This is a genomic window from Streptomyces wedmorensis, assembly GCF_000716445.1.
Lineage (GTDB): Bacteria > Actinomycetota > Actinomycetes > Streptomycetales > Streptomycetaceae > Streptomyces > Streptomyces wedmorensis.
Genome location: NZ_JNWK01000015.1, coordinates 1 through 17,233 on the forward strand (window position 1 = coordinate 1; position 17,233 = coordinate 17,233).

Consider the following 17,233-nt stretch of genomic DNA (forward strand, 5'->3'; position numbering starts at 1 on the left):
CGTGAGGTGAGTTCCTAGACAGCTCCCACCACACCGGAGGTCTTCGCCATGTTCAAGACCAGACCAGTGTCAACAACGCTCGTGATCAATACACCTAGGCCCTGATCCCCCCTGACACGGCCTGGCGGCCGGCGGTCGCCGGGGCGGCCGGCTGTACGCGGTGGGCGGGGTCGCGGACCTCGCCGACCAGCATCTCCAGGACGTCTTCCAGGGCGACGAGGCCGAGGACCCGGCCGGAGCCGTCCGCGACCTGCGCCAGGTGGGTGGCGGCGCGGCGCATCACGGTGAGGGCGTCGTCGAGCGGCAGCTCGGCGCGGAGCGTCGCCATCGGCCGCCAGAGCCGCTGTGGCACCGCCCGCTCCCGCTCCTCTAGGTCGAGGACGTCCTTGACGTGCACGAAGCCCATGAAGGTGTGATGGGCCCCGGCGCGGACCGGGAAGCGGGAGTAGCCGGTCCGTACGGTGAGCTCCTCGATCTCGCGCGGGGTGACGGACGGCGGGACGGTGACGAGGGACGCCGGGGCGATGAGGACGTCCGTCACGGGGCGGCTGCCCAGCTCCAGGGCGTCTTCGAGGCGTTCCTGCTCGACCGGGTCGAGCAGTCCGGCCTGTCCCGCGTCCTCGACGAGCCGGCCGAGCTGGGCGCTGGTGAAGACCGCCTCCACCTCGTCCTTCGGCTCGACCTTGAACGCCCGCAGGACCAGCCGGGCGCAGGCGCCGAGCGCGGTCGTCACCGGCCTGCAGAGCCGGGCGAAACCGACCAGGCCGGGGGCGAGCCAGAGCGCGGTCCGCTCCGGCGCGGCCATCGCCAGGTTCTTCGGCACCATCTCGCCGATGACGAGGTGGAGGAAGACGACCGCGGCGAGCGCGATGACGTAGCCGAGCGGGTGGATCAGCGGCTCCGGTACCCCGACCGAGTGGAAGACGGGTTCTAGGAGGTGGGCGACGGTCGGCTCGGCGACGGCGCCGAGCGTCAGCGAGCAGACCGTGATGCCGAACTGCGCGGCCGCCATCATCTGCGGCAGGTTCTCGAGACCGTACAGGACCCGCTTGGCGCGGGCGCCGCCGAGCGGCTCGATCTGGCTGCGCCGCACGGAGACGAGCGCGAACTCGGCGCCGACGAAGAAGCCGTTGGCGAGGACAAGGAGCACGGCGAAGAGGAGTTGCAGGGTGCTCATCGGGCGCCTCCCGTGACCAGCGGGGCGGTGGCGGAGGACCCGACGGGGTCCGCGTCCGGGTCGGGTTCCGTACGGACGATCCGGACGCGCTCGGCACGGTAGCGGTCGACCTGGCGCACCGAGAGGCGCCAGCCGGGCAGTTCGGCCCGGTCGCCCGCGGCGGGGATCCGTCCGAGGAGGTCGGCGACGAGGCCGGCGACCGTCTCGTACGGCCCGTCGGGTACGTCGAGGCCTATCCGGCGCAGGGTGTGGACCCGGCAGGAGCCGTCGGCCTCCCAGGCGGCGCGGCCGTCCTCGGCGGGGGCGGCGGCCAGTTCGGGGCGGCCGTCGGCGACGGTGTCGTGCTCGTCGCGGACCTCGCCGACGAGTTCCTCGACGATGTCCTCCAGGGTGACGACGCCGGCGGTGCCGCCGTACTCGTCGACGACCACGGCGATCGGCTGTTCGCGGCGCAGCCGCTCCAGGAGGGTCTGCACGGGCAGCGTCCCGGGGACGAGGAGCGGCGGGACCGCGATCCGGCCGACGGGGGTGCGCAGCCGGGCGTGCGGGGCGACGGCCAGCGCGTCCTTGAGGTGGACCATGCCGACGACCTCGTCGATGCGGTCGCGGTAGACCGGGAAGCGCGAGAGGCCGGTGGCCCGGGTGAGGTTGAGGACGTCGGCCGCGGTGGCGCCCCACTGGAGGGCGCTCACCTTCACGCGCGGGGTCATGACCTGCTCGGCGGTGAGGCCGCCGAGGGACAGGGTCCGTACGAAGAGGTCGGCGGTGTCCTGTTCGAGCGTGCCGGCCAGCGCGGAGTGCCGGGCGAGCGAGACGAGCTCGCCGGGGGTGCGGACGGAGTCGAGCTCGTCGGTGGGCTCGACGCCCAGGAGCCGGACCAGGCGGTTGGCGACGCGGTTGAGCAGGGCGATCACCGGCCGGAAGAGGGCGGAGAAGCGGCGCTGCGGGGTGGCCACGAAGCGGGCGACCTGGAGCGGCCGGGAGACCGCCCAGTTCTTCGGTACGAGTTCGCCGACGACCATCTGGACGGCGGAGGCGAGCAGCATCCCGATCACCACCGCGATGCCGGAGACGGCCCCTGGGGGCAGTCCGGTGGCGGTGAGCGGCCCGTGCAGCAGTCCGGCGAGCGCGGGCTCGGCGAGCATGCCGACGACGAGCGAGGTGATGGTGATGCCGAGCTGGGTGCCGGACAGCTGGAAGGAGAGCTCGCGCAGCGCGCTGACGACGGTGCGGGCGCGCCGGTCACCGGCGGCCGCGGCCCGTTCGGCCTCGGCCCGCTCGACGGTCACGAGGCCGAACTCGGCGGCCACGAAGAAGCCGTTGGCGAGGATCAGGACGAAGGCCGCGCAGAGCAGCAGAAGGGAGATGATCATGCCGCCGCCTCCTGGGAGGGGGCGGCGCGGGTACTACCGGACGATCCGTCCATTGCTGGAGGGAGTCACTCCTCGGGTCGAAGGGTGGTCTCGCGGGCCGCGGCAGCGGCCCTGCACACGCGAGACGGTGGTGCCGCTCGGCACCACCGTCTCCAGAGTAGTCACGTGAACGCCCCGAGGGGCAGGGGGTCGGCCCCGGATGGGGGACGGATCGGGGTGCTTCCCTGGTGATCCGCCTGCCGGAACGCGGGTACGAGCAGGGGTCCGAGGGGGGTCAGGCCCCTTCCGCGACCGTCCCGCGGCTCTCGGCCAGGGCGCGCAGGGCGCGCGCGTCACGGATCGCCGCTTCCTTGGCGATGCCGGGCTGGATGCCGAGCGCGGGCATGCTGGTGCCGTCGCTGAGGTCGAGGAAGACCCAGGGGTCGCCGGGGCGGAGGTTGACCTTGAGGATCTCCGCCCAGGCGAGGCGCCGGGTCCTGGTGATGTTGACGACCGTGACGCCCTCGTCGTCTGCGACGACCTTGGGCCGGCTCAGCAGGACGAGGACCCCGGAGAGCAGCGCGGCGGTGAAGACGAAGCTGACGCGCTCCCCCGGTCCCAGCCGCTCCAGCATCAGCGCGACGCCGGTGACGACCACGAACATCGCCGCGCTCATGGTCAGCAGGACGGCCCGGGTGCGCCCGGGACGGAAGGTGACCGGGAGTGCGGGCGTCGTCGGCTGGGACATCGGGGGTTCCTCAGTGCCTGGTGGGATGTGCGGGCCGGACCGTCAGAGGCGGCAGGCGTGGATCGCGGTGGTGAGGATGGCGCGGGCGCCGATCTCGTACAGGTCGTCCATGATCCGCTGCGCCTCCTTGGCGGGGACCATCGCGCGGACCGCGACCCAGCCCTCGTTGTGCAGCGGGGAGACGGTCGGCGACTCCAGGCCCGGGGTGAGGGCGACGGCCTGCTCCAGGTGCTCGGCGCGGCAGTCGTAGTCCATCATCACGTACGAGCGGGCGACGAGGACGCCCTGGAGGCGGCGGAGGAACTGCTGGACCTGCGGGTGGTCGTCCGAGGCGCCGTGGCGGCGGACGACGACGGCCTCGGAGGTCAGGATCGGCTCGCCGATGACCTCGAGACCGGCGTTGCGCAGGCTGGTGCCGGTCTCCACGACGTCAGCGATGACCTGGGCGACGCCCAGCTGGATCGCGGTCTCGACGGCGCCGTCGAGGTGGACGACGGAGGCGTCGATGCCCTGGTCGGCGAGGTGCTTGGCGACGATGCCCTCGTAGGAGGTGGCGATCGTCATGCCGCCGAAGTCCTCGGGGCCGTTCGCGGTGCCCGGGCGGGTGGCGTAACGGAAGGTGGAGCGGCCGAAGTTCAGCGGGAGGATCTCCTCGGCGCTGGCGCCGGAGTCCAGGAGCAGGTCACGGCCGGTGATGCCGATGTCCAGCTTCCCGGACGCGACGTAGATCGCGATGTCCTTCGGCCGCAGGTAGAAGAACTCGACCTCGTTGTCGGGGTCGATGACCACGAGTTCCTTGGACTCTTTGCGCTGGCGGTAGCCGGCCTCATGGAGCATTGCCGACGCAGGTCCGGAGAGGGAACCCTTGTTGGGGACGGCGATGCGCAGCATGGGATGAGCTTCCTTTGCCTGGGAGTTTCGGGGACTGTGGGACGGGTGTGCTCAGAGGTGGGCGTAGACGTCGTCGAGCGAGATCCCGCGGGCGACCATCATCACCTGGACGTGGTAGAGCAGCTGCGAGATCTCCTCGGCGGCGGCTTCCTTGCCCTCGTACTCGGCTGCCATCCAGACCTCGGCGGCCTCCTCGACGACCTTCTTGCCGATGGCATGGACGCCCTTGCCCACCAGTTCCGCGGTGCGGGAGGTGGCCGGGTCGCCGGTCTCGGCCTTGAGCCTGAGCTCGGCGAAGAGCTCTTCGAAGGTTTTGTTCGCCATGATGGTCCTAAGAGTACGGGGTGAAGGTCGCGTGCCTAGCGCCAGGGCTCGCTCACTGTGCGCAGCGTGGTCGCGGTGGCGACGGCGGCGGTCACGGCCTCGTGGCCCTTGTCCTCGTTGGATCCTTCGAGGCCGGCCCGGTCCAGGGCCTGCTCCTCGGTGTCGACGGTGAGGACGCCGAATCCGACGGGTACGCCGGTGTCGATCGAGACCTGGGTGAGGCCGTGGGTGACGCCCTGGCACACGTACTCGAAGTGCGGCGTTCCGCCGCGGATCACGACGCCGAGCGCCACGATGGCATCGTAGCCCCGCCCGGCGAGCACCTTCGCCACGACGGGGAGCTCGAAGCTGCCGGGGACGCGCAGCAGCGTCGGCTCGTCGATGCCGAGCTCGCCGAGGGCGCGCAGGGCGCCGTCGACGAGGCCGTCCATGATCTTCTCGTGCCACTGGGCCGCGATGACCGCGACGCGGAGGTCGCCGCAGTTCTTCACGCTGAGGACGGGTGCGCCCTTGCCGCTCATGATTCTCCTAGCCGGTCGTACGTACGTGATTACTGGTTGCCGCAGGTGGAGGCCGGGGAGCCGTCCAGCCAGGGCAGGTCGTGGCCCATCCGGTCCCGCTTGGTGCGCAGGTAGCCGAGGTTGTGCTCGCCGGCCGTGACCGGCATGGGCTCGCGGCCCTCGACCGTGAGGCCGTGGCGGGTGAGGGCCTGGATCTTGTCGGGGTTGTTGGTCATCAGGCGCAGGCTGCGGACGCCCAGGTCGGCGAGGATCTGCGCGCCGGCCGCGTAGTCGCGGGCGTCGGCGGGCAGGCCGAGCTCCAGGTTGGCGTCGAGGGTGTCGCGGCCGCGCTCCTGAAGCTCGTACGCGCGCAGCTTCGAGAGCAGTCCGATGCCGCGGCCCTCGTGGCCCCGCAGGTAGACGACGACGCCGCGGCCGGCCTCGGTGATGCGGTCCATGGAGGCGTGCAGCTGGGGGCCGCAGTCACAGCGCTGCGACTGGAAGATGTCGCCGGTCAGGCACTCGGAGTGGACCCGGACGAGGATGTCCTCGCCGTCGCCGATCTCGCCGTGGACGAGGGCGACGTGCTCGACGCCGTCGACGGTGGAACGGTAGCCGTACGCGGTGAAGTCGCCGTGCGCGGTGGGGAGCCGGACCTCGGCCTCGCGGCGGACGGTCGGCTCGGCGGAGCGCCGGTAGGCGATCAGGTCCTCGATGGAGATGATCGTGAGGCCGTGCTTGCGGGCGAAGGGGACCAGTTCCGGGAGTCGCAGCATGACGCCGTCCTCGCCGGCGATCTCGACGATCGCGCCGGCCGGGCGGAGGCCCGCGAGGCGGGCGAGGTCGACGGCGGCCTCGGTGTGGCCGTTGCGGACGAGGACGCCGCCGGGCTTGGCGCGGAGCGGGAAGATGTGGCCGGGGCGCACGAAGTCGGACGGCTCGTGGCTGCCGCTCGCCAGCATCCGCAGGGTGGTGGCGCGGTCGGCGGCGGAGATGCCGGTGGTGACGCCGTGCGCCGGGCTCGCGTCGACGGAGACGGTGAAGGCCGTCCGCATCGACTCGGTGTTGTTCTCGACCATCTGCGGGAGGTGGAGGCGCTCCAGCTCGTCCTCCTCCATGGGTGCGCAGATCAGGCCGCGGCACTCGCTCATCATGAAGGCGACGATCTCGGGGGTCGCCTTCTCGGCGGCGATGACGAGGTCGCCCTCGTTCTCGCGGTCCTCGTCGTCGACGACGACGACGGGGCGGCCGGCCGCGATGTCCCGGATGGCCTGCTCGACGGGGTCGAGGGCGAGGTCGGTGGCGTCCCAGAGGTGATGCGCGTTCATGCGTGTGCTCCTTCCAGGACGGTGGTGCTGCGGGAGCGCAGCCACCAGTCGCGCATGCCCCACAGGACGAGCGCGCCGTAGATGACGTAGACGAAGCCGGAGAAGGCGTAGCCGTTGGCGAAGTTCAGCGGGACGCCGACCAGGTCGACGAGCAGCCAGGCGAACCAGAACTCGACCATGCCGCGCGACTGGGCGTACATGGCGACGATGGTGCCGACGAAGATGTACGCGTCGGGCCACGGGTCCCAGGACAGCTTCGGGAAGGCGGTGAAGAGCATCGCGACGGCGACGGTGCCGAGGGCGGCGCCGCCGACCAGGAGGCCGCGCTCACGCCAGGTGGCGAAGCGGACGGCGATGGAGCCGTCCTGGGCGCCCTGGCGGCCGCGGTTCCACTGCATCCAGCCCCAGGCGGCGACGAGCATGACGACGACCTGCTTGCCGGCGCTGCCGGAGAGGTGTCCGGCGGCGAAGGCGACGAAGAGGATGACGCCCGAGAGGAACTGGGCGGGCCAGGTCCATATGGACCGGCGCCAGCCGAGCGCGAGGGCGATCAGACCGATCGTGTTGCCGATCATGTCGGACCACAGGATGTGCTGGTCGAGGACGGTGAACGCCTCGGAGTTGAGCCAGTTCACTTCCCGTTCTCCTTGGCGTCGGTGCCGAGCAGCCGCTCGACGTACTTGGCGATGACGTCCACTTCGAGGTTGACCGGGTCGCCGGAGCGCTTGATGCCGAGCGTGGTCAGGTCGAGCGTGGTGGGGATGAGGCTGATGGTGAACCAGTCGTCGGCGACCTCGACGACGGTGAGGCTGACGCCGTCGACCGTGATCGAGCCCTTCTCGACGACGTACCGGGAGAGGTGGGCGGGCAGGCCGACCTTGACGAGCTCCCAGTGCTCGGAGGGGGTGCGGTCGAGGATGGTGCCGGTGCCGTCGACGTGGCCCTGGACGATGTGGCCGCCGAGGCGGCCGCCGACGGCCATGGGGCGCTCCAGGTTCACCCGGGAGCCGACGTCGAGGGCGCCGAGGCTGGACCGCTTCAGGGTCTCGGCCATGACGTCGGCGGTGAACTCGCCGTCGCCGAACTCGACGACCGTGAGACAGACACCGTTGACGGCGATGGAGTCGCCGTGCTGGGCGCCTTCCGTGACCAGGGGGCCGCGCAGTCGGAAGCGGGAGGCGTCCTCCAGCTGCTCGACGGCGACGACCTCTCCCAGTTCTTCGACGATTCCGGTGAACACGGTCAGGCTCCCTTGAAGGTGGCGGTGATGCGGAGGTCGGGGCCGATGCGGACGGTCTCGGTGATGTCGAGCCGCAACGCTTCGGTGATGGTGCTGATTCCTGCGTCGGCGAGTGCCTGGGGTCCTGCGCCGAGGAGGACGGGGGCGAGGTAGCCGACGACCTGGTCGACGGCGCCCGCCGCGACGAAGGCGCCCGCGAGGGTGGGGCCGCCTTCGAGGAGGACGGAGCGGACGCCGCGCGCGTGCAGGGCGTCCAGGAGGGCGGGGACGGAGAGGCCGCGCGCCGCCCTGGGGAGGCGTACGACCTCGGTGAGCGTGGTCTCGGCGTCCTCGGCGATCGCGATGAGGGTGGGTGCGGCGTCGTCGAGGATCCGGGCGCCGGGCTTCACGGCGGTCGCCTCGGTGTCGACGACGACCCGCAGCGGCTGTACGGCCTCGTCGATGCCGCGTACCGCCAGATGGGGGTCGTCGGCGCGGGCGGTGCCGGAGCCGACCACGACGGCGTCGGCCTCGGCGCGCAGCCGGTGGACGTCGGCGCGGGACTCGGCGGAGGTGATCCAGCGGGAGGTGCCGTCGGCGGCGGCGATGCGGCCGTCGAGGGTGGCGGCGTACTTCCAGCGGACGAAGGGGCGGCCGCGGCGCACCGAGGTGAGCCAGGCGGTGTTGACGGCGTCCGCCTCGTCCTCCAGGAGGCCCTGCTCGACGGTGACGCCGGCCTCGCGCAGGGTGTCGGCGCCGCCGGTGGCCTGCGGGTTCGGGTCGCCGACCGCGTAGACGACGCGGCTGACGCCGGCCTCGATGAGGGCCTGGGCGCAGGGGCCGGTGCGGCCGGTGTGGTTGCAGGGTTCGAGGGTGACGTACGCGGTGCCGCCGCGGGCCAGGACGCCGGCCTCGCGCAGGGCGTGGACCTCGGCGTGCGGGCCGCCGGCGCGCTGGTGCCAGCCTTCGCCGACCTGGTGGCCGGAGGCGTCGGTGATGACGCAGCCTACGACGGGGTTGGGGCTGGTCGCGCCGAGACCGCGTGCGGCGAGCTCGACGGCGCGTCGCATGGCGGTGATGTCGGCCTGCTGGGCCACCGGGTCCTCCTGCCTCTTCGGGCACGGACTCCGGGGCCTGTCGATGACGACAGAGAGCGGGTGGGACGCCTCGCGCAGGGTGCGCCGGAGGCCGTGTCCTCGCGGGTACGCCGATCTGTTGCGATACGGCGACCAGCGGACATACGGCCGGCACACCCCTGAGAGGGGTCACCCGCCGCGCACTGCCTCCCATCCGGACTTTCACCGTCGGTCCAGGAATCTCACCTGGTCAACCGGCCGCTGGCTGCGGACGGGTCGCGGACTATACCGCCGGTTCGGAATTACACCGACCCCGGAGTGCGCTGCTGCTGATACAGGGCCAGTGTGCCACGGACGCCGCGAGGCATGTGGTCGAGTCCCTGTGGGCTGGCTCACAGCATCCCATGAACACCTTCCATGGTCCAGACCTATTGACGCACTGGTCTAGTCCTCTTAATCTCCGTGTCACCTCAGAGGTAACGGTCCGCCGGCGTGCGCACTCCACGGGCCCAACACGACCCACCCCCTTGTTCGTTGTGTTTGCTCAACCTCCCCAGGAGGAACCGATCGTGTTGTCCCCCACCACGAAGAGAGCGTCGCTGCTCGCTTCCGGCGCGGCCGTCGCCGGACTGCTGCTCAGCTCGCTGGCCGGCGGCGTCTCGTACGCGGCCGACAACGAGTCCTGTCGCCCCGACGGGCTCTACAAGACCCCGGGCGTCGACGTCCCCTACTGCTCGGTCTACGACACCGAGGGCCGCGAGAAGATGGGCGCCGACCACCAGCGCCGCGTCATCGGCTACTTCACCGGCTGGCGGACCGGCAAGAACGGCCAGCCCGCGTACCTGGCCAAGGACATCCCGTGGGAGAAGATCACCCACGTCAACTACGCCTTCGGCCACATCGGCGGCGACAACAAACTGTCCGTCGGCACCGACGGCCCGGACAACGCCGCCACCGGGATGACCTGGCCCGGTGTCGCGGGCGCCGAGATGGACCCGGCGTACGCCTACAAGGGCCACTTCAACCTGCTCAACAAGTTCAAGAAGCAGCACCCGAACGTCAAGACGCTGATCTCGGTCGGCGGTTGGGCGGAGACCGGCGGCTACTTCGCGGACAACGGCGACCGGGTCAACTCCGGTGGCTTCTACTCGATGGCCACCAACGCCGACGGTTCGGTCAACCAGGCCGGGATCGACACCTTCGCCACCTCGGCCGTCGACTTCATCCGGAAGTACGGCTTCAACGGCGTCGACATCGACTACGAGTACCCGACGACCATGAAGGACGCCGGAAACCCGCTCGACTGGCAGCTCGCCAACGCCCGCCGCGCCGGACTCGTGCAGGGCTACGCGGCCCTCATGAAGTCCCTGCGCGAGAAGCTGGACACGGCCGGCGCCACCGACGGCAAGCACTACATGCTCACCGTCGCCGCCCCCTCCTCCGGCTACCTGCTGCGCGGCATGGAGACCTTCCAGATGCAGAGGTATCTGGACTACGTCAACATCATGTCGTACGACCTCCACGGCGCCTGGAACGAGTACGTCGGCCCCAACGCCTCGCTCTTCGACGACGGCAAGGACGGCGAGCTCGCCGCCGCCAACGTCTACGGCTCCTCCCAGTACGGCGGCATCGGCTACCTCAACACCGACTGGGCGTACCACTACTTCCGCGGCTCGATGCCGGCCGGCCGCATCAACATCGGCCTGCCGTACTACACCCGCGGCCACAAGAACGTGCAGGGCGGCACCGACGGTCTGTGGGGCAAGGCCTCCGCGACCACCTGCCCCGCCGGCGCCGGTCTGACCAAGTGCGGTGACGGCGCCACGGGCATCGACAACCTGTGGCACGACAAGGACACCAACGGCGTCGAGTCGCCGGCCGGCTCCAACCCGATGTGGCACGCCAAGAACCTCGAGAAGGGGATCGTCGGCGACTACGTCACCCAGTACGGTTTCCCGGCGAACACCGCCCTGACCGGCACCTACGCCCGCAAGTACGACTCGACTCTGGTCGCGCCGTGGCTGTGGAACGCGCAGAAGAAGGTCTTCCTCTCCACCGAGGACGAGCAGTCGGTGGCCGCCAAGGCCGACTACGTGGTCAGCAAGGGCATCGGCGGCACGATGGTCTGGGAGATGGCCGGCGACTACGGCTGGAACGCGACCAAGGGCCAGTACGAGATGGGCTCCACGCTCACCTCGCTGATGTACGACAAGTTCAAGGCGGCCGCCCCGTACGGCGCGAAGAAGTCCAACGCGACGCTGCCGACCCAGGCCGTGAAGATCGACGCCCAGTTCACCGAGTTCAAGCTGGGCGACTCGAACTACCCGATCACGCCGAAGATCAAGATCACCAACAACACGGCGGCGACGCTGCCCGGCGGCACCGAGTTCCAGTTCGACTACGGCACCTCGGCCCCGGCCAACGCCTCCGACCAGTCCGGCTTCGGCACCAAGGTCATCAGCAGCGACCACACGGGCAACAACGTCGGCGGACTGAAGGGCGACTTCCACCGCGTCTCCCTGAAGCTCCCCGCCTGGCAGTCGCTGGCCCCGGGCGCGACCGTCGACCTGGCGTTCAACTACTACCTGCCGGTGTCCACCCCCTCCAACTGGACGGTGAACATCAACGGCACCACGTACGCCCTCGCCGGCGACCTGGCGCGCGGTACGACGGTCGTGGAGCCGGGCACCACCACCCCGCCCACCACGCCGCCGACGACCCCGCCCACCACCCCGCCGACGACTCCCCCCACCACGCCTCCGACGACGCCGCCCACGGGCTGCACCGCTCCGGCGTACGTGGCGGGCACCATCTACAACGCCGGCAACGAGGTCTCCCACAACGGCCGCAAGTACAAGGCCCAGTGGTGGACCCAGAACGAGACGCCGGGCACCACCGGCGACTGGGGTGTCTGGAAGGACCTCGGCGCCTGCTGATCCCCACCCCCTGAATCCCCCCGGCGGCGGCGCTCACGGCCCTTGCCCGCCGCCGGGCCCCACCGCGCCGCGCCCCCCTGTCCGGGGCGCGGCGCGGTCGCGTTCCCGCTCCCGAGCGGTCAGGCTGAAGCCATGAGCACGATCCTGGTGACCGGCGGCACGGGAACCCTCGGCCGGCCCGTCTGCGAGCGACTGCGCGCGGACGGCCACGAGGTCCGGGTGCTCAGCCGGCACTCGCCGCCCTACGCCGTCGACCTGCGGCAGGGCGGACCACTGCTCGACCGGGCGGTCGACGGGGTGGACGCGGTCGTCCACTGCAGCAACATCCTCCGCGGCGACAAGGACGCGGCCCGCGTCCTGATCGACGCCGCGCGGCGGGCCCGGGTGCCGCACCTGGTGTACATCTCGATCGTCGGCGTCGACCGGGTTCCCCTCGGCTACTACCGGACCAAATACGCCGTGGAGCGCATGATCCGCTCCTCCGGCATCCCGTGGACCCTGCTGCGCGCCACCCAGTTCCACGACCTGATCCTGCAGTTGCTCCAGGGCCTCGCGAAGCCGCCCGTGATGCTGCTCCCCAAGGATGTCCGGGACCAGCCACTGGAGGTCACGGAGGCGGCCGCACGCCTCGCCGAGCTGGCCGTGCGGCCACCGGCGGGCCGGGTGGAGGACATGGGCGGTCCGGCGATCCTCACCTTCACGGAACTGGCCCACGCCTATCTGCGGGCGACCGGGCGCCGGCGCCGCCTGGTGGAGGTGCCACTGCCGGGCCGCGTGTACCAGGGGCTGCGCCACGGTCTCCATCTGGCACCGGAACGGGCGGTGGGCCGAACGACCTTCGAGGAGTTCCTCGCGCGCCGCCTCAACCCCTGATCCCGCCGGACAAGCCCTAGGGGAACAGCTCCTCCTGGACCGCGTCCCGCGCTCGGAGCAGGGCGCCCCGGAGGACCGCCGCGTCACCGAGGGCCGTGGCGCGGACCTCCGTGCGCAGGGGGGAGAGTGCCGCGAGGTCGGCCTCCACGCGCGCGGCGAGGCCGGGGCCGCCCTGGTGGCCGGTCTCCCCGGCCAGGACCACACAGCCCGGGTCGAGGACGGAGACGACTGCGGCCGCGCCGACGGCGAGGCGGCGGGCGAGGGCGTCGAGGAAGGGGCCGTGGCCGGAGGTGAGCGCGTCGGCCGGGTCGAGGCCGTGGGCGGCGGCGAGGGAGGCGACGGCGGCGGCGCAGGCCAGCTCGTGGAAGCCGCCGTCGCAGCCGGTGGCGGAGGGGAGGCCGGAGGTGCCCGGCACGGGGAGGAAGCCGATCTCGCCGGCGCCGCCGGAGGCTCCGCGGCGCAGCCGTCCGTCGAGGACGACGGCGGCGCCGACGCCCTGGCCGAGCCAGAGCAGGACGAAGTCGTCGCGGTCGCGGGCCGCGCCCTCGCGGAGTTCGGCGACGGCGGCGAGGTTGGTCTCGTTCTCGACGAGGACGTGGGCGGGCAGCCGTTCCTGGAGCACGCCGACGAGCCGGCGGTGCCAGGCGGGGAGCCCCGAGGAGTCGCGCAGTTCGCCGGTGGCGGGGTCGATGAGACCGGGGGCGCCGACGGCGACGCTGTGGAGCCGGTCGGCGCCGGCCTCCGCGACGGTCCGCTCCAGGAGGGCGACCGCCTTCTCGACGGCGGAGCCCGTCCCGTCGTCGCCGACGGGCGCGGTGGCCTCGGCGAGCGTGGTGCCGAGGAGGTCGGCGACGGTGACGGAGACCGAGCGGGTCCGGACGTCCAGGGCGGCGAGGTGGGCGCGGTCGGCGACGATCCCGTACAGCTTGGCGTTGGGGCCGCGGCGCTCCGCTCCGGCCTCCCCCACGACGTGGACGAGGCCGGATCCCTGGAGCCGCTCGACGAGGTCGGCGACGGTCGGGCGGGAGAGTCCGGTGAGCGTCTTGAGCTGAGTGGCCGTCAACGGACCTTCGTCCTGGAGCAGGCGCAGGGCGGACCGGTCGTTGATGGCCCGTGCGGTGCTCGGGGATGCGGCCATGGGGCGATCCTCTCAGACTCGTCCCCGGGCTCGATCCGGCCCGGAAGCACCCCGCGCACTATTTATCAGGCAGGGTTCCTGATAGTTTACGCGACACACCACGACACGGGGAGGGGCCCATGGCGGCAGAGACCGTCACCAGCACCGAACGCCTGCGGCGGGCGCGCTTCGCCGTCGCCGCCGTCTTCTGCGTCCACGGCTCGGTCACCGGCAGCTTCGCGACCCGGATCCCCTGGATCCAGGAGCACGCGGGCGTGAGCGCCGGTCAGCTCGGGCTCGCGCTCGCCTTCCCCGCGCTCGGCGCCTCCCTCGCGATGCCGCTGGCCGGGGCCGTCTCCCACCGCTTCGGCGCCCGCACGGCGCTGCGCGGCCTGCTCACCCTCTGGACGCTCGCGCTGATCCTGCCGTCGCTCGCCCCGAACGTCTGGGGGCTGTGCGGCGCGCTCTTCGTGTACGGGGCGACCGCGGGCATGTCCGACGTGGCGATGAACGCGCTCGGCGTCGAGACCGAGACCCGGCTCGGCAAGTCCATCATGTCGAGCCTGCACGGCATGTGGAGCGTGGGCGCCCTGCTCGGGTCGGCCGCCGGCACCGTTGCGGCCCACCTCGGCGGCGACGCCCGGATCCACCACCTGATCGCCGCCCTCGTCCTCACCGCGCTCGGCCTGGTCTTCTGCCAGGGCGTCCTGGACGTGCGCAGCACCCCGGACGAGGAGCCGCCACCGCGCTTCTCGCTGCCGCCGAAGTCGGCACTGATCATCGGCGCCGTCGGCTTCTGCGGGGTGTTCGCCGAGGGCGCCAGCCTGGACTGGTCGGCGGTCTACCTGCGGGACGAGCTGGGCAGCTCGGCCGGGCTCGCGGCCGCCTCCACCACCGCCTTCGCCCTGACGATGGCCGTGGCGCGGCTGGTCGGCGACCGGGTGGTGGACCGGTTCGGCGCGGTCCGTACGGTACGGGTCGGGGGCGCCGTCGCCACCCTCGGCGGGCTCATGGTGGTCCTCGCTCCGCACGCCGCCGTCGCGATGGCCGGCTTCGGCCTCATCGGGCTCGGGATCGCGGTCGTCGTCCCGCTCGCCTTCGCCGCGGCCGGACGCAGCGGCCCGAACCCCAGCCAGGCCATCGCCGGCGTCGCCACCATCACGTACACCTCGGGGCTCATCGCGCCCTCGGCGATCGGCGGCATCGCCGACGCGACCTCGCTGGTGTTCTCCTTCGGTCTGGTCACGCTGCTCGCCTTCGGCCTCGTGCTCGGCGCGGGCGTGCTCAGGACCGGCGGGCGGGAGACGGCGTCGGCGACGCCCGCGGCCGCGCCCGCGAAGAGCTCCGGGCCGGTGGGATAGGGCCCTGCCGTGCGCGCGTACGACCGCTCCCGGGCAGCGGTCGAACGACTCCGCCGGGTGTGGCGCATAGCATGTGGCTGATCTTTTGCGGCCACGACACGGCCGCCTGAACCGGAGAACGGGAGCGACCTCATGAACCTCGGCGTGCGCTGGACCCTGCACGGCGACGGGAGAACACCCGCTCCGGGAGCCGTCGTCCGGCCGGACGAACGGCTCTCCTGGCCCCGTACGGTCGGGCTCGGCGCCCAGCACGTCGTGGCGATGTTCGGGGCGTCGTTCGTGGCTCCGGTCCTGATGGGCCTCGACCCGAACCTCGCGATCATGATGTCCGGTGTCGCGACCGCGATCTTCCTCCTGGCGACCCGCGGCACCGTCCCGTCGTACCTGGGCTGCTCGCTCTCCTTCGTCGGCGTCGCCGCCGCGATCCGCGCCTCCGGCGGCACCAGCGCCACCGTGACCGGGGCGGTCCTGGTCGTCGGCGCGGTGCTCTTCCTGGCGGGTCTGGCGGTGCGGAAGTTCGGCGCGCGGATCATCCACGCGGCGATGCCGCCGATCGTGACCGGCGCCGTCGTGATGCTGATCGGCTTCAACCTGGCCCCGGTCACCGCCTCCACCTACTGGCCGCAGGACCAGTGGACGGCGCTGCTGGTGATGCTGTTCACCGGTCTCGCCGTGGTCTGCCTGCGCGGCTTCTGGTCCCGGATCGCGATCTTCCTCGGCCTGGTCTTCGGCTACGCCATATCCTGGATCCTCGACCTGGTCTTCGGCAAGATCCACTCGATGTCACCGTCCGGCCAGGTCACCGACCACTGGCGGCTCGACCTCTCCGGCGTCTCCGAGGCCGACTGGATCGGCCTGCCGTCCTTCCACGGACCGAGCTTCGAGTGGTCCGCGATCCTGGTCGCGCTGCCGGTGGTCATCGCGCTGATCGCGGAGAACGCCGGCCACGTCAAGGCCGTCGGCGAGATGACCGGCGACAACCTGGACGACAAGCTCGGCACCGCGATCGCCGCCGACGGAGCCGCCTCGATGCTGTCGACCGCCGTGGGCGGCCCGCCGAACACCACGTACTCCGAGAACATCGGCGTCATGGCCGCCACCCGGGTCTACTCGACCGCCGCCTACTGGGCCGCGGCCGGCTTCGCGCTCCTCTTCGGCCTCTGCCCCAAGTTCGGCGCCGTCGTCGCCGCCATCCCCGGCGGTGTCCTCGGCGGCATCACCGTGATCCTGTACGGCATGATCGGCCTGCTCGGCGCCCAGATCTGGATCAACGCCAAGGTCGACCTGCGCAACCCGCTCAACCTGGTCCCGGCCGCCGCCGGCATCATCATCGGCGTCGGCGGCGTGAAGCTGACCTTCACCGACAGCTTCGAGCTGGGCGGCATCGCGCTCGGCACGATCGTCGTCATCACCGGCTACCACGTGCTGCGGGCCTTCGCCCCGGCCCATCTGAAGGAGCAGGAGCCGCTCCTGGACTCCGGCACCAGCTCGTACGAGACGAGCGCGGACGGCACGTCGAAGAACTGAGTGATTCGCCCGTTCTGGGTAAGCCGGGCCCGGGAGGTTCCCTCCCGGGCCCGGCGCCTGGGAGCCTGCCCCCATGGCGCAGACCCAGCAGATCGGACAGCGGAGCGAGCGACTCGGGCCGTTCCTCGCGGTCGACCCCGTGGTGGACCGGATGCGGTCACTCCGCTCGGCCTGGCATCCGGCCGACGGGGTCGCCGTCTTCAACCGGGTCTATCTGACCGTCACCGAGGAGATCGGCCACGCCATCGAGGCCGGCACCTTCGCCGACCGGCGGGCGGCCGCCACGCTCGACGTGCGGTTCGCCGAGCGGTACCTTGCCGCGGTCGACGCGGTCGCCACCGGCATCCCCGCGCCCGCCTGCTGGCGGCCGCTCTTCCACTACCGGCGCCATCCCGGCGTACGGCCGCTGCAGTTCGCGCTGGCCGGGATCAACGCGCACATCGGCCACGACCTGGCCCTCGCGGTGGTCGACGCCTGCCGGATCCTGGACTGCGCGCCCACCGACCTGGAGGACGAGTTCGACCGGGTCGGCGACATCCTGGTCCTCCTGGAGGAGCGCATCCGGGAAGAACTGATGCCGGGCCCGGACCTCCTGGAGATCGCGGACCCGCTGACGCATCTGCTCGGCTGCTGGAGCCTGGACCGGGCCCGGGACGGAGCCTGGCTCGCCGCCCGTTCGCTCTGGCAGCTGCGCGGGCTGCCCGAGCTCGCGGCGGAGTTCACGGAGCGCCTCGACCGGTCGGTGGGCCTGGTGGGGCGGATGCTGCTGACGCCCCTCACCAGGCCCTGACCTCGCTCCGTACG

The 17,233-nt window shown here is 71.8% G+C and carries 16 protein-coding genes and 1 riboswitch; of the genes, 5 read left to right on the top strand and 11 right to left on the bottom strand.

Annotated features, from left to right (window positions below; all coding sequences use genetic code 11):
- Positions 1-94 precede the first annotated feature (94 nt).
- The 10 genes from OO54_RS14160 to ribD all read right to left on the bottom strand — a co-directional run bounded on the left by OO54_RS14160 (position 95) and on the right by ribD (position 8,636).
- A complete protein-coding gene (locus OO54_RS14160) occupies positions 95-1,177 on the bottom strand; it encodes a hemolysin family protein (RefSeq protein WP_033203238.1) in 1,083 nt (360 codons plus the stop codon).
- The gene (locus tag OO54_RS14165; protein ID WP_033203239.1) at positions 1,174-2,550 is read right to left on the bottom strand and encodes a hemolysin family protein; all 1,377 of its coding nucleotides are present in this window, start codon (positions 2,548-2,550) and stop codon (positions 1,174-1,176) included. The genes OO54_RS14160 and OO54_RS14165 overlap by 4 nt, the downstream gene beginning before the upstream one ends.
- Before the next feature lie 274 nt (positions 2,551-2,824).
- A complete protein-coding gene (locus OO54_RS14170) occupies positions 2,825-3,277 on the bottom strand; it encodes a PH domain-containing protein (protein ID WP_033203240.1) in 453 nt (150 codons plus the stop codon).
- 42 nt (positions 3,278-3,319) lie between these two features.
- Entirely contained in the window at positions 3,320-4,168 is an 849-nt protein-coding gene (gene hisG / locus OO54_RS14175; RefSeq protein WP_017242191.1) for an ATP phosphoribosyltransferase, read from the bottom strand.
- 51 nt (positions 4,169-4,219) lie between these two features.
- A complete protein-coding gene (locus tag OO54_RS14180) occupies positions 4,220-4,492 on the bottom strand; it encodes a phosphoribosyl-ATP diphosphatase (protein WP_017242192.1) in 273 nt (90 codons plus the stop codon).
- A gap of 35 nt (positions 4,493-4,527) precedes the next feature.
- The gene (ribH, locus tag OO54_RS14185) at positions 4,528-5,013 is read right to left on the bottom strand and encodes a 6,7-dimethyl-8-ribityllumazine synthase (protein WP_033203241.1); all 486 of its coding nucleotides are present in this window, start codon (positions 5,011-5,013) and stop codon (positions 4,528-4,530) included.
- Between the two features lie 29 nt (positions 5,014-5,042).
- The gene (locus OO54_RS14190) at positions 5,043-6,320 is read right to left on the bottom strand and encodes a bifunctional 3,4-dihydroxy-2-butanone-4-phosphate synthase/GTP cyclohydrolase II (protein ID WP_033203242.1); all 1,278 of its coding nucleotides are present in this window, start codon (positions 6,318-6,320) and stop codon (positions 5,043-5,045) included.
- Positions 6,317-6,955, bottom strand: a complete 639-nt coding sequence (locus tag OO54_RS14195; protein ID WP_033203243.1) for a nicotinamide mononucleotide transporter family protein — start codon at positions 6,953-6,955, stop codon at positions 6,317-6,319. Before OO54_RS14195 ends, OO54_RS14190 begins: the two co-directional genes overlap by 4 nt.
- Positions 6,952-7,560, bottom strand: a complete 609-nt coding sequence (locus OO54_RS14200) for a riboflavin synthase (protein WP_033203244.1) — start codon at positions 7,558-7,560, stop codon at positions 6,952-6,954. The genes OO54_RS14195 and OO54_RS14200 overlap by 4 nt, the downstream gene beginning before the upstream one ends.
- Positions 7,561-7,562: 2 nt before the next feature.
- Positions 7,563-8,636, bottom strand: coding sequence for a bifunctional diaminohydroxyphosphoribosylaminopyrimidine deaminase/5-amino-6-(5-phosphoribosylamino)uracil reductase RibD (gene ribD / locus OO54_RS14205; protein ID WP_033203245.1), 1,074 nt, complete (start codon positions 8,634-8,636; stop codon positions 7,563-7,565).
- A 175-nt stretch (positions 8,637-8,811) separates the two neighbouring features.
- Positions 8,812-8,941: riboswitch (FMN riboswitch) on the bottom strand.
- A gap of 243 nt (positions 8,942-9,184) precedes the next feature.
- Between ribD and OO54_RS14210 the strand changes: the two genes are divergently transcribed.
- Positions 9,185-11,551 carry a chitinase C-terminal domain-containing protein gene (locus OO54_RS14210; protein ID WP_033203246.1) on the top strand — a complete coding sequence of 789 codons (2,367 nt, stop codon included), beginning with the start codon at positions 9,185-9,187 and terminating at the stop codon, positions 11,549-11,551.
- A gap of 132 nt (positions 11,552-11,683) precedes the next feature.
- Positions 11,684-12,424 (top strand): SDR family oxidoreductase, encoded by a 741-nt coding sequence (locus OO54_RS14215; RefSeq protein ID WP_033203247.1) that lies wholly within the window; start codon positions 11,684-11,686, stop codon positions 12,422-12,424.
- Positions 12,425-12,440: 16 nt separating this feature from the next.
- On the opposite strand, the gene OO54_RS14220 is transcribed toward OO54_RS14215, so the two are convergent.
- Complete coding sequence (locus OO54_RS14220) at positions 12,441-13,562, bottom strand: ROK family transcriptional regulator (protein WP_033203248.1); 1,122 nt, start codon at positions 13,560-13,562, stop codon at positions 12,441-12,443.
- 119 nt (positions 13,563-13,681) lie between these two features.
- On the opposite strand from OO54_RS14220, the gene OO54_RS14225 reads away from it, so the two are divergent.
- The 3 genes from OO54_RS14225 (at position 13,682) to OO54_RS14235 (ending at position 17,219) form a co-directional block, all read left to right on the top strand.
- Positions 13,682-14,902 carry an MFS transporter gene (locus tag OO54_RS14225; protein WP_033203249.1) on the top strand — a complete coding sequence of 407 codons (1,221 nt, stop codon included), beginning with the start codon at positions 13,682-13,684 and terminating at the stop codon, positions 14,900-14,902.
- 132 nt (positions 14,903-15,034) lie between these two features.
- Positions 15,035-16,429 (top strand): uracil-xanthine permease family protein, encoded by a 1,395-nt coding sequence (locus OO54_RS14230; protein WP_033203250.1) that lies wholly within the window; start codon positions 15,035-15,037, stop codon positions 16,427-16,429.
- A 73-nt stretch (positions 16,430-16,502) separates the two neighbouring features.
- The gene (locus OO54_RS14235) at positions 16,503-17,219 is read left to right on the top strand and encodes a DUF5995 family protein (RefSeq protein WP_033203251.1); all 717 of its coding nucleotides are present in this window, start codon (positions 16,503-16,505) and stop codon (positions 17,217-17,219) included.
- Positions 17,220-17,233: the final 14 nt, after the last annotated feature.

Excerpts from the sequence above, each read along its gene's own strand:
- OO54_RS14160 (WP_033203238.1), bottom strand. The coding sequence starts at position 1,177 with ATGAGCACCCTGCAACTCCTCTTCGCCGTGCTCCTTGTCCTCGCCAAC.
- OO54_RS14165 (WP_033203239.1), bottom strand. The coding sequence starts at position 2,550 with ATGATCATCTCCCTTCTGCTGCTCTGCGCGGCCTTCGTCCTGATCCTC.
- OO54_RS14170 (WP_033203240.1), bottom strand. The coding sequence starts at position 3,277 with ATGTCCCAGCCGACGACGCCCGCACTCCCGGTCACCTTCCGTCCCGGG.
- hisG (WP_017242191.1), bottom strand. The coding sequence starts at position 4,168 with ATGCTGCGCATCGCCGTCCCCAACAAGGGTTCCCTCTCCGGACCTGCG.
- OO54_RS14180 (WP_017242192.1), bottom strand. The coding sequence starts at position 4,492 with ATGGCGAACAAAACCTTCGAAGAGCTCTTCGCCGAGCTCAGGCTCAAG.
- ribH (WP_033203241.1), bottom strand. The coding sequence starts at position 5,013 with ATGAGCGGCAAGGGCGCACCCGTCCTCAGCGTGAAGAACTGCGGCGAC.
- OO54_RS14190 (WP_033203242.1), bottom strand. The coding sequence starts at position 6,320 with ATGAACGCGCATCACCTCTGGGACGCCACCGACCTCGCCCTCGACCCC.
- OO54_RS14215 (WP_033203247.1), top strand. The coding sequence starts at position 11,684 with ATGAGCACGATCCTGGTGACCGGCGGCACGGGAACCCTCGGCCGGCCC.
- OO54_RS14220 (WP_033203248.1), bottom strand. The coding sequence starts at position 13,562 with ATGGCCGCATCCCCGAGCACCGCACGGGCCATCAACGACCGGTCCGCC.
- OO54_RS14225 (WP_033203249.1), top strand. The coding sequence starts at position 13,682 with ATGGCGGCAGAGACCGTCACCAGCACCGAACGCCTGCGGCGGGCGCGC.
- OO54_RS14230 (WP_033203250.1), top strand. The coding sequence starts at position 15,035 with ATGAACCTCGGCGTGCGCTGGACCCTGCACGGCGACGGGAGAACACCC.
- OO54_RS14235 (WP_033203251.1), top strand. The coding sequence starts at position 16,503 with ATGGCGCAGACCCAGCAGATCGGACAGCGGAGCGAGCGACTCGGGCCG.